The sequence below is a fragment of the Microbacterium sp. 18062 genome (assembly GCF_902706225.1).
GTDB lineage: Bacteria > Actinomycetota > Actinomycetes > Actinomycetales > Microbacteriaceae > Microbacterium.
Map to the genome: position 1 here is coordinate 1 of NZ_CACSKB010000068.1, position 16,186 is coordinate 16,186.

Here is a 16,186-nt window from a genome sequence, read left to right on the forward strand (position 1 = left end):
GAGACAGGCGGGATGAGGGGAATCGGTCGGGACGAGGATGTTCTCGGCGTTCTCCCCCTCCTCTTGGCCGATTCCCCTCGTCCCGGTCGGCCATGCGGTCGGCCATGCGCCGGATGGGCGGGTGGGCGGATGGTGTCGGCAGGATGGAGTCTCAGCCCCGGTGGGGCGACAGGTGAAGGCCCTGCGCGATAGCGGCGAGGATCTCCCGCTCGACGCGCGGCCACTCGTTCACGATCTCGTGGTAGTCGTAGCGAAGCACGGTGTACCCGAGCAGCCGCAGTCGCCGATCGTGGGCGATGTCGCGCCTTCGGTCGGATGCGCGGTGGTGGGCGAAGCCGTCGAACTGCAGCACGAGATGCGTGCCGACCAGCCCGTCGACGTCGTGCCCGGCGAGCGGCACCTGCTGTCGGACCGCGACCCCGGCGCGCGCGAGACGGGACACGGCGAGAGTCTCGATCCCCGAGTCCGACAGGCCGGTCACGTCTGCGGCGAGCTCCCGGGCGCGCGTTCCCCGCCAGGGCACCGCCTGCAGATGCTCCCGCGTCACCAGGTGCTGCCGGAGCGCGGACTCCCACACCGTGCGGGCATCGTCACGGCCAAGGCACAGGGCGGCGGTCGCGAGCAGGTTCTCCACCGGCTCGATCAGGGATCGGGGGTGCGCCGCCGCGGGACCGGTCGAGCGATGGATGTGGGCATTCGGGCACCGTACGCCCGAATGAGCCGGAATCCAGAGATGGACGGTGTCGTCGTGGCCCGGACGCCACAGGCCTCGGAGCGCCGCGGCGGATACACAGGTGAGCCGACCGCCGGATGCGGCGGCCAGCGCCACGGCGGGAGGAGCCGCATCCGGGGCGATCACCCACTGCCTCCGGAGAAGGACGAGGCCCTCCGCGTCGATCGCGCGTCGTATGCGGTCAGGACGCCATCCGAGATCCACGAGGTCGTTGCGATGGAGGTAGCCGAGCGGATGCAGCTGGGAACGGACGGTCATGGTTTCAGCATCCGGCGCGCCAGTGGGGCGAGACCGATCCCACAGGGGACGAGCGGCGAGAACGGGGTGGGGAGGACAGGTGATCTTCGGCTCCGGTCTGCGTCGGTCTGCGTCGGCGGGCGGCGGATGAGGGAACGATGCCCGGCGGGATGAGGGGAATCGGTCGGGACGAGGATGTTCTCGGCGTTCTCCCCCTCCTCTTGGCCGATTCCCCTCGTCTCGGCCGGCCATGCGGACGGCCAGGCGCCGGACGGGCGCGGTCGTCTGCGCGGGGTCGGGTGGGCATGTCAAGTCCGCGGCGGGCGCGGCCGGGCCCGCGTAGGGTGGCGGCATGTCGATCCCCGCCGAGGGCTACCCGCTCGCCGCCGCCGTCAGCCCGCGCCTCCAGGTCGTCGAGACGACCGAGTCCACGAACGCCGACGCGGTCGCCGCCGTCGTGGCCGACGACGGCCGGTGGCCGCACCTCTCCGTGCTGCTGACGACCGATCAGCGCCACGGTCGCGGGCGGCTCGACCGCACCTGGACCGCGCCGCCCGGAACGGCGCTTGCCGTGTCGGTGATCGTGCGCGTGCCCGGCCTGCCGATCGAGGCCCGTGGGTGGATCCCGCTCGTCGCGGGCGCGGCGATGACGCGCGCGGTGGCCGCGCAGCTGCGCTCGACCCCGCATGCGGTCGGGCTCAAGTGGCCGAACGACGTGCTCGTCGACGGCCTCAAGATCTGCGGCATCCTCGCCGAGGCGGTGCCGAACCATCCGGATGCGGTGGTCGTCGGCTCCGGTGTGAACACCCGGATGTCGCGGGCCGACCTGCCGGTGTCGACCGCGGTGTCGTTCGATGCGCTCGGCCGGGAGGCCGACGAGGACCGGCTGCTGGCGGACTACCTGAACGCGCTCGACGAGCAGCTGCAGGCGCTGATCGCCGCACGCGGGGACGCCGGTGCATCCGGGGTACGGGGGGGTGTGGAGAAGCTGTGCTCGACGCTCGGCTCCGACGTCGCCGTCTCCCTGCCCGACGGGACGATCCTCGAGGGGCGTGCCGAGCGCCTCGACGAGTCGGGGCGCCTGGTCGTCGTCGCGGGCGGCGCCGAGGTGCCGGTCGCGGCGGGCGACGTCACGCACGTGCGCTGATCCCGGCGCCCCCATGCGGGGGTGTCGGGATCGCCGGATCCGCTCGTGCCCTCCGGAGCGCGCAGAGGCCGGATCCGTGCGAGGACGGCCCCGGTGAACGCACGACCGGGCGTGTGCAGCACGCTCGTACGGGCGGGACACCGCACAATGGGAGCATGACCCAGCCGACCGGACTCGGCCTGTCCCGTCCGCTCATGCCCCCGTCGGGCGTTCCGACGCCCGAGATGCGCATCGTGCGCACGCGCGGGCATGCGCGCAGGCTCACGTGGTCGGCGCTCGTGCTGATCGCGGTCGCCGGCGCCACGGGCTACTTCTACGACAACCTGCCCGCTCCCTTCGAGGACTGGATGCTGTTCGCCGCCGCCGGCACCGTGGTGTTCCTGCTCGTCCTGCTGCCCTTCCTCGTCTGGGCATCGCACACCTACACCGTGACGACCCGGCGCGTCATCGAGCGCTCCGGTCTGGTGGTGCGCCGTGCCCGCGAGCTCACCCACGTGCGCGGGTACGCGATCACCGAGCGTCGCGGCATCCTGCAGCGGATCTGGGGCACGGGATCGCTCGTGCTCGACGACGGCGTCGACCGGCCGCTCGTCATCCGCAACATCCCCGCCGTGTCGCTCGTGCACGAGGTGCTCGTCGACCAGGTCGAGGTGAACCAGATCCTCGCGCACCGCGACTCGCAGGCGCTTCCGCCGGCGCCGCCGCTTCCGGGCCAGCAGGCCTGAGGGGAGTCCCGCCGGCGCCGCCGAGCCGATGTCGGCCCGGTCGCGGTAGGAGAGAATGGCCGAGACGAAAGGGAGTCGCATGACCGTGCGTGTCGGAGTCGTGGGCGGAGGCCAGCTGGCCCGGATGATGATCGCACCGGCGGTCGAGCTGGGACTCGACATCCGCGTGCTCGCCGAGCAGGAGGGGATGTCCGCATCCCTCGCCGCGACGCGGGTCGGCGACTACGTCGATGTCGAGACGGTGCGCGAGTTCGCCCGCGAGGTCGATGTCCTGACCTTCGATCACGAGCACGTGCCGCAGTCGGTGCTCCGCGCCCTCGTGGCGGAGGGCGTCGCCGTGCACCCCGGCCCGGACGCCCTGCAGTTCGCCCAGGACAAGCTGGTGATGCGCGCGCGCCTGGCCGAGCTCGGGATGCCGCAACCGGACTGGGCCGCGGTCGCCTCGGCGCACGAGCTGCAGGAGTTCCTCGACGACCACGGCGGCCGGGCGGTCGTCAAGACCCCGCGCGGCGGCTACGACGGCAAGGGAGTGCGGGTCGTGCGGGCCGCCACCGAGGCCGAGGACTGGTTCACCGCGCTCGCGGAGGACGCCCACGGCGGAGCGCTGCTCGTCGAGGAGCTCGTCGACTTCACCCGCGAGCTCGCGCAGCAGGTCGCGCGGCGTCCCTCCGGACAGATCGTCGCCTACCCGGTCGTGGAGACCGTGCAGCGCGACGGGGTCTGCGCGGAGGTCATCGCGCCGGCACCCCGCGCCGGTGTCCGTCTCGCCCAGGAGGCCGAGCGCATCGGCGTCGCGATCGCCGAGGGGCTCGGTGTCACCGGGATGCTGGCGGTCGAGCTCTTCGAGACCTCCGACGAGCGCGTCCTCGTCAACGAGCTCGCGATGCGGCCGCACAACAGCGGCCACTGGACCCAGGACGGCGCGGTCACGAGCCAGTTCGAGCAGCACCTGCGGGCCGTGCTCGATCTGCCCCTGGGCGATGCGTCCCCGCGGGAGAGCTGGTCGGTCATGATCAACGTGCTCGGCGGGCCCGTCTCGGGCGGCCTCGACGAGCGGTTCGCGGCGGCGATGGCCGAGCATCCCCGCGCGAGGATCCACACGTACGGCAAGGCGCCGAGGCCCGGTCGCAAGGTCGGACACGTCACGGTCGCGGGCGACGACCTCGACGACGTGGCGTACGACGCGCGGGCCGCCGCCTCCCACTTCCTTCACTGACGCCGATCATCCCCCCCCCGTCGGTCCCTGACCGAGGAACGTCGAGACGAGACGAGACGTGACGAGACGAAGGGTGGCGGGGCTCGCTTCGCTTGCGCGCTTCGTGTCGCGGCTCTCGCCCGGCGACCGGGCTTTCGCGCCCCACGGAGTCCGCCGTGCCCGAGCCCGGGCTCGAGCCTGAACGGGGCAGGGGCGTGAGCCCCGGGGCGCGCGCCGTTGCGGGGATCTTCCAGTGATGGGCTCTAGCCTGGTCGGGTGACCCGGCCGCTGCATTCCTCCGACGCGCCTCTGGTGGGCGTCGTGATGGGTTCCGATTCCGACTGGCGCGTCATGAGCGCCGCCTCCGAGGCGCTCACCGAGTTCGGCGTGCCGCACGAGGTCGAGGTGGTCTCGGCGCACCGCACACCCGACAAGCTGCACCGTTACGGGCGTGATGCGCGCGAGCGGGGGCTGAAGGTCATCATCGCCGGTGCCGGTGGCGCCGCCCACCTGCCGGGCATGCTCGCCTCGGTGACGTCGCTTCCGGTCATCGGGGTGCCGGTGGCGCTCGCCACCCTCGACGGTCTCGACTCGCTCCTGAGCATCGTGCAGATGCCCGCAGGCATCCCGGTCGCCACCGTCTCGATCGGCGGTGCGAAGAACGCGGGACTGCTCGCCGCCCGCATCCTGGGTTCGGCCGACGATACGCTCGCCGATCGCGTCGAGGCGTACGCGCGGGCGCTGGAAGAGGTCGTCGAGGAGAAGAACCGGCGGCTGAAGGACTCCCTGTGAGCGTTGCGAGCCCCGCCCGACCACGGGGCTCGGGCGTACCGCCGGCGGTGAACCCCTACCCGATCCGCTACCCCGACAGCTCGTCCCGCTCGGTCATGACGCGCCGCGCCTGGTGGCTCGTCCTGCTGAACATCTTCATCCCCGGGTCGGCGCAGGTGCTCGCGGGTAACCGCCGGCTCGGTCGCATCGGCCTCGGCGCCACGCTGTTCCTCTGGGTCGCGGTGATCGTGCTGGGCGTGCTCGCCCTGCTGTCGCCCCAGGCTCTCGTCGGCTTCGTCACGGCCACGTGGATCCCGGAGTGGCTGAGCGCGCTGCGTGTGCTGCCGCTGCTCGTCGCCCAGGGGCTCCTGCTGCTCTACGCCGCGCTGTGGGCGATCCTCACGGTCGACACGCTGAGGCTCGTGCGCTTCGTGAAGATCAAGCCGTGGGCGCGCCTGGCCACGGGCGTCGTGGCCGTCGGCGTCATGGTGCTCGCGACGGGCGGGGCGGTCTACGCCTCGAACGTGGCCGGGTCAGCGCGCGAGACGCTCGGCGCGATCTTCACCCAGGCGGGGCCCGCGATCGAGCCGATCGACGGCTACTACAGCATCCTGCTGCTCGGCGCCGACAGCGGCGAAGGCCGCGACTCGATGCGCTTCGACAGCATCTCGGTCGTCTCGGTCAACGCCGACACGGGGGCGGTCACGATCTTCGGCATCCCCCGCGACATGCCGAACTTCCCGTTCTCCGCCGGCCCCATGCAGGACAAGTATCCGAACGGGCACGAGAGTCACACGAGCTCGACGTGCGGATGGGGGAGCGGCATCAACCAGCTTCGCACCGAGGTCGAGGTCTGCCAGGACGGCAATGCCCTGTACCCGGATGCGGTGGCCAACGGCTCCGAGCCCGGCATCGAGGCGACGAAGGACGCGGCGGAGGGGATCCTCGGCATCGAGATCCCGTACTACGCGTTCATCGACATGCACGGGTTCGCGGCGCTCATCGACGCGCTCGGCGGAGTGACCATCACGGTCACCGAGCGTCTGCCGGAAGGGGGCGGGCCCGCATACGACGGGCAGCCCGCCGAGGACTGGGCGACCGGCTGGATCGAGGTCGGCGAGCAGGTCATGGACGGCGACACCGCACAGTGGTACGCTCGCTCGCGCTACACGACGAACGACTGGGACCGCATGAAGCGGCAGCGCGAGCTGCAGGCGGCGATCCTCGCTCAGTTCACGCCGGCGAACGTGCTGACACGCTTCCAGGAGGTCGCCTCGGCCGGTCAGCATCTCGTGCAGACCGATATCCCGCAGTCGATGCTCGGATACTTCGTGGAACTCGCGATCAAGGCCAAGGAACAGCCGATCACGACGATCGAGCTCACCCCCGAGGGCGGGATCGACGACGAGAACCCCGACTACGAGTATGTTCAGCAGCTCGTGCAGCAGACACTGCATCCGCCGACTGCGACTCCGACGGAGGGCTGAGCGCGTCGGCGGTACGGTCGGTCCGGCGATCTGCGGCGCTCTCCCAGGGCGCACGCATAGCCGCTGGATAGGCTCGGGGATGTGACTGTGTCCCTTCGCGTTGTGCTCGATCAGCTGTCGGACGTCGTCGATGCAGACGTCGCCGAGGCGAGCGTGCAGCTGACCCGTGCGCTGATCGCGGTGGCACCCAAGGACTGCGACGTGGCGGCCATCGTGCCGGCGGGCTCCGAGGGCGCTGCACGGGAGCTCGGGGGACTGGCGGCGGTCGCCAAGGCGCCGCTGGCTCGCACGAGGCTCGCGGCGGCATGGCAGCTCGGCATCGCGCCGGGCGTCGGCGGCGGCCTCATCCATGCACCGTCGCTGATGGCGCCGCTCGTGCGTCACGACCGGGTCCACCAGAACGACCAGACGGTCGTCACTCTGTGGGAGATGTGCGCGTGGGAGGTCGCGGACGAGCTGCCGCGGAACGTTGTGGCCTGGTATCGCGCGATGCTCAAGCGCGCCGAGAAGCACGCGGATGCGATCGTCGTGCCCGCCCACGCCATGGCGCAGAGGCTCGGCGAGGTGTCACCGAAGATCGCCGCGCGCGTGCGTGTCATCCCCGGGGCGGCTCCCGCGGGTTTCGCCGTGCCGTCGGACGCCGTCGGCCGACGGCGCGACCTGATGATCCCCGACGAGGTGATCGTGATCGCCGGGGGGCGGTGCGACGACTCCGCTCTCGCCGCGGGCCTGTCGGCCGTGGCCTCGCTCGGCGAGGAGTACGCGGTCGTCGTCCTCGATATCGGAGAAGGGCGCGAGCCCCGCGTTCAGGACCTCGCGGCCGCCGCCGGCCTCCGGGCCGAGGTCGTGCACTCCCGTGGGGTGCTGTCGGTGCCCGACCGCGCCGCCGTGCTCGATGCCGCGGTGGCGCTCGTCGCTCCGTCCACGCTGACCGCGTTCCCGTGGCGCGTGGTCGAGGCGCTGGCGCTCGGCGTGCCCGTGGTGGCCGTGGGATCGGTCGTGCACGAGGAGATCCTGCTCGACGGCGGCTCGATCGCGGATGCGGCGGACCTCGGTGATGCCCTCGCCCAGGTGCTCTCGTCGGATGAGAACCGCAAGCGCTTCGCCGTGCGCTCCGCGGACCGCGGCAAGGCATTCGCCTGGTGGGACCACGCGGAACGCGTCTGGGCGTTGCACGCCGAGCTGTAGGCGCGGTGTGGCGCGCCGGTTTCCTGGGAGGCGCATGTGAGAGTAAAGCCGGGTGAAGTGCACCCGGCGCGCTGTGCCGCGTCTCTCGACTCTCTGGTGACCATGCGAAACTTCCGCCACACTGTTCCCATGCGACGTCGCTCCGTGCATTCGCCGCGGCGGACCTTCGCGGCGGTCGTCGCGGTTCTCGGGCTCGCCGCGGGGCTCCTCGTCGGAGGTGCGGCGCCGGCCTCTGCTGCCGATCCGGTCGACGCGTTCGTCGCAGGCACCGTCACGGACGGTTCGGCATCCACCGCGGCACTCGCGGAGTCGTCCGTCGCGAACGACATCGTCAAAGCTGCGGACCTGAGCAAGTTCGACCCGACGAACATCATTTCGGATGCGCTCTTCTACGACGGGGCGGCGATGTCGGCCGCCGAGATCCAGTCGTTCCTCGACCAGAAGATCGGTGCGTGCCAGAACGGCAAGTGCCTGAACGTCCTCAACGCGAGCATCTCGTCGCGCGACGCTCGAAGCTCGAGTTCCACGGGTGCGCTGATCTGCAGCGCGATCCAGGGCGGGACCATGCGCGTGTCCGAGCTCATCTACCGCCTGCAGGTCGCGTGCGGCATCTCGGCGAAGGTCATCCTCGTCACACTGCAGAAGGAACAGGGCCTCACGACGAGCAAAGCGCCCAGCGACTGGAACCTCAACGCGGCGATGGGACAGGCCTGTCCGGACACAGCGCCGTGCGACCCGGCGTTCAAGGGCGTCGGACCGCAGCTCGTCGGAGGTGTCACTCAGCTGAAGACCTACAAGGCGGCGAAGTTCGGCAAGCAGCCGGGGGTCAACTACATCCAGTACAACCCCAATGCCAGCTGCGGCGGCACCAACCTCAACATCCAGAACTGGGCGACGGCGTCGCTCTACACCTACACGCCGTACCAGCCCAACGCCGCGGCGCTGCGCGCCGGCTACGGCCTCGGCGACGGCTGCTCCAGCTACGGCAACCGCAACTTCTACCAGTACTACGTGGACTGGTTCGGGTCGACGCAGATCCGATCGTCCCTCATCTACTCGGTCGGCCCGGACATCTACTTTGTCAGCGGAGGAGTGCGGTTCCACATCACCGCCGATGAGTGGTACTACTATCGCGCGGCCTTCGGCTCTCCCGTCGCTGTGCCGTCAAGCCATCTGGAGGGCTTCACCGACGGCGGCTCCGCGACGAGATTCCTACGCAACCCGGCCACGGGCGTCGTCGCCTACCTCGATGACGGAGCGACCCATCGTTTCTCTTCCTGCTCGGTGGTTTCGCAGTGGGGTGGCTCGTGCAACGTCACGACAGCCGTGGCTGCGAATGACTTCGATCGGATCAGCGTCGGACCGGAGATGACGAGCTTCGCCCGGGTGCAGCGAGGAGGCACGGTCCATCAGATGGCTGCCGGTGTTCTGACACCGCTCTTCGACGGTGCCGCTGCAGCCTTCTACAACGGTGGCGTGGAACCATATGCGGCAGTTCTTATGCCGGTCGCGATCGCACAGTGGAGGATTGCCGATCGGACTCTCTTCGAACCAGGTCGTTTCATCGTGAACCCGCGTGACGGGAGAGTGATCGTGCCCACTGCGGATGGCCGGACGTATCACCTGCCGGTATGGTCGTTCGCGACTGAGCTCGGAATCCCGACTCGCGCGACCGTCGTGACTGACGGCGCGCTGAAGGGCTATTCCGATGCGGGCACGTTGACGCCATTCGTCACCTGCAACGGCGTGACCTATGTGGCGGCATCGGGGATGCTGCACCCCACGAACGCGACCGATGGTTTCGCCGCCGCGGCCCTCGACGATGCGACCTGCGGACGCTTGACGCGCTCGGACGCCGCCGCAGCCCCGGTCTTCCTGAGGCAGAGTAACGGCGACATTTATCACGCGACGGCAGGTGTCCTCCGTCACGTCGCCACCATGGAGCAGCTGTACTCCCTCGCACAGACCAGTAGCCCACGGCTCCTGAATGTGACGGCTGCGACGATCGCGGCGCTCCCCGTCGGCGTGCCGTACGGCACGCCGGGAGAGCTCGTGAAGTCGGGCCGGTCGGCGAACGTCTATCTTCTCGACGGCGACAACCTCATCTATGTCGGTAGCTTCACAGACGTCGTCACACTCGGCCTGGGCACTTCCGTCCGTACGGTCCCATTCTTCGAGCTTCCTGCGTCTCCGGACGTGCTAGGCCGCTACGTGACGTGTAGCGGAACGACATACGTGGCCTCCAGCGGGGTGCTGGTGCGGTCGCCATCGGACGCGGGGCGAGCGATCGCGTTGTCCGAGACCCTGTGCGGACGCCTCGCCTTCCAGCCCTGACCCAGCGGTCGCGCAGCCGGGACGCCATTAGACTGTTTCCTCGGCGCTCACCCGATCCGCCCCGACTTCAGCCCGGAGAGACAACACGTGGCAACTGCGGAACCGCTCGACCTGCGGGACTTTGATGTACCGGGCCGAGGACGAGGAATCCTTGACGTCATCCAGCACCGATACTTGCTGAGGCTGTTGGTGCGTAAGGGCACGGCGACTCGGTATCGCAACTCCGTGCTCGGATGGACGTGGTCTTACGTCAAGCCCGGAGCGCAGTTCCTCATCTACTACTTCGTGATGGGGATCATTCTCGGGATCCATCGCGACGTCCAGAACTTCGCCGTGTACCTGTTCGCCGGCGTGGTCATCGTCAACCTCTTCAACGAGGCATTTGGCAACGCGACGAACGCCATCGTCGACAATGGGTCATTGGTCAAGAAGATCTACCTGCCGCGCGAACTGTTCCCGGTCGCCGCCATCATCGTGGCGTCCGTGCACTTCCTGCCGCAGATCGTCATCCTCCTCGCCGTCTGCATCCTGCTCGGATGGTTGCCGACATTGACAGCTGTCGGGGCCTTCCTTTTGGGGACCGTGCTGGTGCTGCTCTTCTCGCTCGGGCTCGGTCTCTTCTTCAGTGGGCTCAATGTGCGCTTCCGCGACGCGCAGAACTTCGTGGAGCTCATCCGGATGTTCTCCACTTGGACCTCTCCGGTGCTCTATACGTGGTCGCTCGTCGCGAATGAGCTTCCCGCCTGGGCGTTCCACGTGTATATGTCCAACCCGCTCACCGTCTCGGTCGAGCTCTTTCACCTTGCGTTCTGGGAGCCCACCACAACTGCCAATCCAGGACTTCCACCCCATTTCGGGATCTACCTCGGTTCTGCGGTGATCGTCACCGTGCTCTTCCTGATCATCGGACAGCTCAACTTCCGGCGCTTCGAGCGCACCTTCGCGCAGGACCTCTGACATGAGCGAGACAATCTATCCGACAGTCGCGGGACGGCCGTCCATCGTTCTTGACCATGTCTCGAAGATCTTCCTGAGGCGTAACACGCACTCATTCAAGGAAGCGTTCGTGGGGTGGATCAAACGCGCGCGCGTGCGTGCGGATGAATTTCGGGCATTGAACGACGTCAGCTTTCAGGTGGGCGAAGGCGAGGCGGTCGCCGTGCTCGGGCTTAACGGGTCCGGAAAATCCACGACTCTCAAACTCGTGTCCGGCGTTCTCGAACCAGATGGCGGGAGGGTGCTGACACGTGGACGCGTCGCCGGTCTGATTGAGGTCGGAGCGGGGTTCCACCCCGATCTATCGGGGCGCGAAAACGTCTACCTGAATGCCGCGATCCTCGGGATGAACAAGAAGGAGATCGACGAGACATTCGACGCGATCGTGGAGTTCTCTGAGATCGGGGAGTTCATCGATCAGGAGGTCAAGCACTATTCCTCAGGCATGTTCATGCGTCTCGCATTCTCGGTCGCCATCCACGTGCACGCGGACATCCTGCTGGTCGACGAGGTCCTGTCGGTCGGTGACGCGCCCTTCCGCGCCAAGTGCGCGCGGAAGATCAAGGAGCTGACGACCCAGGGCATAACCATGCTGGTCGTCAGTCATGACATGAACATGGTCAAAGAGCTCTGCGAGCGGGGCATCGTGATCTCGAAGGGTCGCAAGGTGTTCGACGGGCCCGTGGAGGAGGCAGTGGAGTTCCTTCGTGCCTGAGTGGCGCACTCAGCGCCGGCGTAAGCGGGTCGCCAATCGGCGCCAGAGCGAGGAACGTGCGATCTCCGTGCGGATCCCGTTCTCAACTTCCACGAACCTCTGGTCGATGAATTTGGTCAGGTAGAGGACCAGTCCTAGTCCGTTTTCGCCGACATAGGTACGTAGTTGCTCGTCACGCAGAAGGGCATCGTACCTCGCATGGTCGCCGCGGGCCTCAATGACACTGTTCCCGTCGGAGCCGTTGTCGCCCTCGCGCTGATGCCAATTGACAAGCGGTCGATCGCCGAGAAACTCTATGGGGCCACGAGTGAGAACACGGAGATTGAACTCCCAGTCGCCGATGACCGGCAACGTGTCCCGGTACAGCCCGAGCTCCTCGTGGAGCGCACGTCGATACACGAAACCGATTGGCACGTACCGGTTGAACAGCAGCGCGTCGCTGAGAAGGAGATCGTGCAGTTGTGGCTGGAAGATCTCGGTCCGAGCCGTCTCGAAGCCGGTGGGCGTACGTTGCTCCCAGAGAACTCGGATCCGCGAGACAACGGCATCCCGGTCATGGTGTTCCTCGAGATATTCCACTGCGGCTTCGAGGAACCCTGGATCCCAGGTATCGTCATCGTCGTGCAGCACAAGGAACGGAGCAGAGGTGGCCAGAACGCCGGCGTTCGCGCTCTGCCAGCGACCGCGCGAAGTGTCGTGATGCCGCACTGTCAGTCGAGTGCGCACATCCGCAGCGAGCTCTTGAACGATCTGATCCACCGTATCGGGATTGCCTCCGTCGTTCACGACGACTGCTTCCCAGGCGGAGAACATCTGCGACGATATGCTTCGCAGTGCTCGTCGCAGGAAATCCGGACGGTCCTTCGTCCGCATGACGATGCTGACTTTAGGGGCATCCGTCATGGTCGTCCCATGCCCAGATAGGACCATCCCGCCGTACGCCAGGCAGATGCGTTCCCCTCGGTGAGGATCTCGGGCAGCCCGGGCTCGAAGAACGGCGCCTCACCCTTCGAGAGCGCCTCGATCTTGCCCGCGTCGACATCGATCCCGACCACGTCGTGACCGATCGACGCCATCGCCGCCGTATGCACCGCACCCAAATAGCCGCAGCCGATCACAGAGAGTTTCATTGTGTTGCTCCGGTGGTGAGGTAGTCGGTGAGCGCGGTGTGGGCGTCGGTGGGAGTGTGTCCGGTGGTTTCGAGTTTGTGGAGGTCGAGGACGCTGTTTCGTGGTCGGGGTGCGGTGGGGGTGGTGGTGTCGGTGAAGTATTCGGTGGTGGTGACGGGGGTGATGCGGTGGGGGTCGTGTCCGGTGAGCCGGTAGACGTCTTGGGCGATCTGGTACCAGGTTTGGGGTTCGCCGGTGCCTGTGACGTTGTAGGTCCCGTATTCGGCGTGGGTGGTGGTGAGGTGGTGGATGGTTTGGGCGATGGTGGGGGTGAAGGTGAGGCGCCCTACCTGGTCGTTGACGACGCGGGGGTTGATGCCGCGTTGGGCGAGTGATGCCATGGTGCGGATGAAGTTGTTGCCGTCGCCGATGACCCAGCTGGTGCGGATGATGTAGTGCTTCGGGACGGTGGCGATGATCTGGTCGCCGGCGGCTTTGGTTTGTCCGTAGACGCCGAGGGGGTTGAGGGGGTCGGTTTCGGTGTAGGGGGCTTCTTTGGTGCCGTCGTAGACGTAGTCGCTGGAGACGTGGACGAGGGTGATGTCGTGCTGGGTGGCGATGCGGGCGAGGGTGGTGAGCGCGGTGACGTTCGCGGTCCACGCTGCCGTGCGGCCTTCGGGGGTTTCGGCGGTGTCGACGGCGGTGTAGGCGGCGGCGTTGATGATGGTGTCGTAGTCCCGCCAGTGGCGTGCGTGCTCGAGGTCGGGCGCGGTGAGGTCGAGGGTGTCCCGCGTCGTGTACTCGATGTGCGGCTGATCGCCGTACTCGACGCGGAGTGCTTTTCCGAGTTGTCCGTTCGCGCCGAGGATGAGGGTCTTCCGCGCCGGGATGGGGGTGACGTCGGCGAGGCGGGGGTGGTCTTTGTCTTTCTCGCTGATCTGGACCTGGTCCAGGGGAATGGGCCAGGAGATGCTCGCGGTCTCGTCGGCGAGGTTCAGGAAGGAGTATTCGGCGGTGGGGGACCAGTGGTCGTTGACGAGGTAGGTGTAGGCGGTGTCGGGTTCCAGGGTCTGGTAGGAGTTCCCGACGCCGCGGGGCACGTAGATCGCTCTGGAGGGGCCAAGGATCGTGGTGTAGACGGTGCCGAAGGTGGGGCCCTCGCGGAGGTCGACCCAGGCGCCGAAGACCCGCCCGGTCGCGACGGACACGTATTTGTCCCAGGGCTCCGCGTGGATTCCCCGGGTGGTGCCCGCAGCGTCGTTGAAGGAGATGTTGTTCTGCACGGGCCCGAAATCGGGCAGCCCGAGCGCGAGTTGTTTCTGCCGTTGCCAGTTCTCTTTGAACCAGCCCCGCGCGTCGCCGTGGACGGGCAGGTCGAACACCACCAGCCCAGGGATCGGCGTGTCGGTGCGGGTGAGGGGTTTACCGAACTCCGTCATCCCGGTTCACTGTCCCTTCGAGGCGTAGAACGCTTCGACGCCGTCTTTCGTGGGTGCCCACCAGGACTCATGGTCCCGATACCAGTCGATCGTCGCTCGGAGGCCCGCGTCGAAGTCCTGATACTGCGGGGTCCAGCCGAGCTCGCGGCGGAGCTTGGTGGAGTCGATCGCGTACCGCAGATCGTGGCCGGCGCGGTCGGTGACGTGATCATACGCGTCGGGTTCCTGACCCAGGAGGGTGAGGATGAGTTCCACGACGGTCCTGTTGTCCTTCTCCCCGTCCGCGCCGATCAGATACGTCTCCCCGACCACACCCCGGTCGAGGATGGTGAGGACCGCGGAGGAGTGGTCATCGGCGTGGATCCAGTCCCGCACGTTCTCACCCTTGCCGTAGAGGCGGGGGCGGATCCCTTGGAGCACGTTCGTGATCTGCCGGGGAATGAACTTCTCCACGTGCTGATACGGCCCATAGTTGTTCGAGCAGTTGCTGATCGTCGCACGGACCCCGAACGACCGCACCCACGCCCGCACCAACAAATCCGACCCCGCCTTCGTCGACGAATACGGGGAGGACGGGTTGTAGGGGGTGTGCTCGGTGAACCGGGCCGGATCATCCAGTTCGAGGTCGCCGTAGACCTCGTCGGTGGAGATGTGATGCAACCTCCGATCATGACGCCGCGCGGCTTCCAGGAGCGTATAGGTGCCGATGATGTTCGTGTCTAGGAACGGACGCGGATCGTTCAGACTGTTGTCGTTGTGCGACTCCGCCGCGTAATGCACCACCGCGTCCACGTCCGCGAACAACCCATCCACCAGGTCCGCGTCCGCGATATCGCCCCGCACGAACCGGAACCGATCCGCAGGCAGGCCCTCCAACGACGCGAGGTTCCCCGCGTAGGTCAGCTTGTCGAGCACCGTCACGTGATCGTCGGTGTGGGAGAGGACGTGGTGGACGAAGTTCGACCCGATGAACCCCGCACCACCGGTCACGAGAAGTTTCCGGACCATGCGTTACTTCCCTCTCTTCAGCACGTCGAGCAGATACGACCCGTACCCCGACTTCACCAGTTTCCCCGCACGCTCCTCAAGCTCCGCATCCGACAGGAACCCCTGCCGCCACGCGATCTCCTCCGGAACACCGATCTTCAACCCCGTGCGGCGCTCCATCGTGCGCACGTACTCGCCTGCGTCGAGCATCTGATCGAACGTTCCCGTGTCCAACCACGCCGTGCCCCGCGGCAACACCTCCACCTGCAGTTTCCTCGCCTCCAGATACGCGGTATTGATGTCGGTGATCTCATACTCACCCCGCGGCGACGGCGTCAAGCCCCGCGCGATCTCGACGACGTCGTTGTCATAGAAATACAGCCCCGGGACCGCATAGTTCGACTTCGGAACCGCCGGTTTCTCCTCCAACGACACCGCACGCCCGACCTCATCGAACTCCACCACCCCGTACGCCTGCGGCTCCGCCACCCAATACGCGAACACCGCCCCACCATCCACATCCCGATACCGGGCCAACTGCGCCCCCAGCCCCGGCCCGTACAACAGATTGTCGCCCAACACGAGAGCGACCTTGTCGGCGCCGATATGGTCCGCGCCGATCGTGAACGCCTGCGCCAACCCATCCGGCGACCCCTGCTCCGCAAACGACAAACTGATCCCGAACTGCGACCCGTCCCCCAGAAGCCGCCGGAAATGCGGCGCATCATGCGGCGTCGTGATCACCAGGATGTCCGTCACCCCCGCCAACAACAACGTCGACAACGGGTAATACACCATCGGCTTATCGAACACCGGGATCAACTGCTTCGACACACCCAACGTAATCGGGTGCAACCGCGTCCCCGAACCACCAGCCAAAATGATCCCACGCATGGACACCATCCTTTCATGCGTGTCGTAGCCGTCCGTCCCGGGGGATGTTCACGGTGATCGTGAACCCGGATGTCATCGCCTTGAGGACCGGTGTTGTGCCCGTCGTCAGTCGTTTTCGGTGATGTAGTCGGTGATGGATTGTTGCCAGGGGATTTGGGGTGTCCAGTGGAATTCGTTGTGTAGGCGTGTGGTGTTGCCGGTGATGTGTTGTGGGTCGTTGGGGCGGAGG

14 protein-coding genes and 1 pseudogene are annotated in these 16,186 nt (G+C 67.3%); 9 read left to right on the forward strand and 6 right to left on the reverse strand.

Going from position 1 to position 16,186, the window contains the following annotated elements:
- Window positions 1-151: 151 nt before the first annotated feature.
- Window positions 152-991, reverse strand: coding sequence for an endonuclease domain-containing protein (locus GVL03_RS17365; RefSeq protein WP_159502271.1), 840 nt, complete (start codon window positions 989-991; stop codon window positions 152-154).
- A 331-nt stretch (window positions 992-1,322) separates the two neighbouring features.
- On the opposite strand from GVL03_RS17365, the gene GVL03_RS17370 reads away from it, so the two are divergent.
- From GVL03_RS17370 to GVL03_RS17410, 9 genes are all read left to right on the forward strand, one after another.
- Entirely contained in the window at window positions 1,323-2,117 is a 795-nt protein-coding gene (locus tag GVL03_RS17370) for a biotin--[acetyl-CoA-carboxylase] ligase (RefSeq protein ID WP_159502272.1), read from the forward strand.
- Window positions 2,118-2,272: 155 nt separating this feature from the next.
- A complete protein-coding gene (locus GVL03_RS17375; protein WP_159502273.1) occupies window positions 2,273-2,842 on the forward strand; it encodes a PH domain-containing protein in 570 nt (189 codons plus the stop codon).
- 79 nt (window positions 2,843-2,921) lie between these two features.
- Complete coding sequence (locus GVL03_RS17380) at window positions 2,922-4,058, forward strand: 5-(carboxyamino)imidazole ribonucleotide synthase (protein ID WP_159502274.1); 1,137 nt, start codon at window positions 2,922-2,924, stop codon at window positions 4,056-4,058.
- A 303-nt stretch (window positions 4,059-4,361) separates the two neighbouring features.
- Entirely contained in the window at window positions 4,362-4,829 is a 468-nt protein-coding gene (purE, locus tag GVL03_RS17385; RefSeq protein ID WP_159502284.1) for a 5-(carboxyamino)imidazole ribonucleotide mutase, read from the forward strand.
- The gene (locus GVL03_RS17390) at window positions 4,826-6,295 is read left to right on the forward strand and encodes an LCP family protein (protein WP_159502275.1); all 1,470 of its coding nucleotides are present in this window, start codon (window positions 4,826-4,828) and stop codon (window positions 6,293-6,295) included. The genes purE and GVL03_RS17390 overlap by 4 nt, the downstream gene beginning before the upstream one ends.
- Window positions 6,296-6,382: 87 nt before the next feature.
- Window positions 6,383-7,483: a glycosyltransferase gene (locus tag GVL03_RS17395; protein ID WP_306770352.1), complete on the forward strand. Its 1,101-nt coding sequence runs from the start codon at window positions 6,383-6,385 to the stop codon at window positions 7,481-7,483.
- Window positions 7,484-7,612: 129 nt separating this feature from the next.
- On the forward strand, window positions 7,613-9,817 hold the full coding sequence (locus GVL03_RS17400) for a hypothetical protein (protein WP_159502277.1): 2,205 nt from the start codon (window positions 7,613-7,615) through the stop codon (window positions 9,815-9,817).
- An 87-nt stretch (window positions 9,818-9,904) separates the two neighbouring features.
- Window positions 9,905-10,774, forward strand: a complete 870-nt coding sequence (locus GVL03_RS17405; RefSeq protein ID WP_159502278.1) for an ABC transporter permease — start codon at window positions 9,905-9,907, stop codon at window positions 10,772-10,774.
- A 1-nt stretch (window position 10,775) separates the two neighbouring features.
- Window positions 10,776-11,528: an ABC transporter ATP-binding protein gene (locus tag GVL03_RS17410; protein ID WP_159502279.1), complete on the forward strand. Its 753-nt coding sequence runs from the start codon at window positions 10,776-10,778 to the stop codon at window positions 11,526-11,528.
- A 9-nt stretch (window positions 11,529-11,537) separates the two neighbouring features.
- Here GVL03_RS17410 and GVL03_RS17415 read toward each other — a convergent pair whose 3' ends face one another.
- The 5 genes and pseudogenes from GVL03_RS17415 to rfbA form a co-directional block, all read right to left on the reverse strand.
- On the reverse strand, window positions 11,538-12,431 hold the full coding sequence (locus GVL03_RS17415; protein ID WP_159502280.1) for a glycosyltransferase family 2 protein: 894 nt from the start codon (window positions 12,429-12,431) through the stop codon (window positions 11,538-11,540).
- A gap of 44 nt (window positions 12,432-12,475) precedes the next feature.
- A pseudogene (locus tag GVL03_RS17420) lies at window positions 12,476-12,658 on the reverse strand (UDP-glucose 6-dehydrogenase); the annotation flags it as partial.
- Window positions 12,655-14,076: a bifunctional dTDP-4-dehydrorhamnose 3,5-epimerase family protein/NAD(P)-dependent oxidoreductase gene (locus GVL03_RS17425; RefSeq protein ID WP_159502281.1), complete on the reverse strand. Its 1,422-nt coding sequence runs from the start codon at window positions 14,074-14,076 to the stop codon at window positions 12,655-12,657. The pseudogene GVL03_RS17420 and the gene GVL03_RS17425, both read right to left, overlap by 4 nt.
- Before the next feature lie 6 nt (window positions 14,077-14,082).
- Window positions 14,083-15,084, reverse strand: coding sequence for a dTDP-glucose 4,6-dehydratase (gene rfbB, locus GVL03_RS17430; RefSeq protein WP_159502282.1), 1,002 nt, complete (start codon window positions 15,082-15,084; stop codon window positions 14,083-14,085).
- Between the two features lie 3 nt (window positions 15,085-15,087).
- Window positions 15,088-15,957: a glucose-1-phosphate thymidylyltransferase RfbA gene (rfbA, locus tag GVL03_RS17435; protein ID WP_159502283.1), complete on the reverse strand. Its 870-nt coding sequence runs from the start codon at window positions 15,955-15,957 to the stop codon at window positions 15,088-15,090.
- Between the last annotated feature and the right edge of the window lie 229 nt (window positions 15,958-16,186).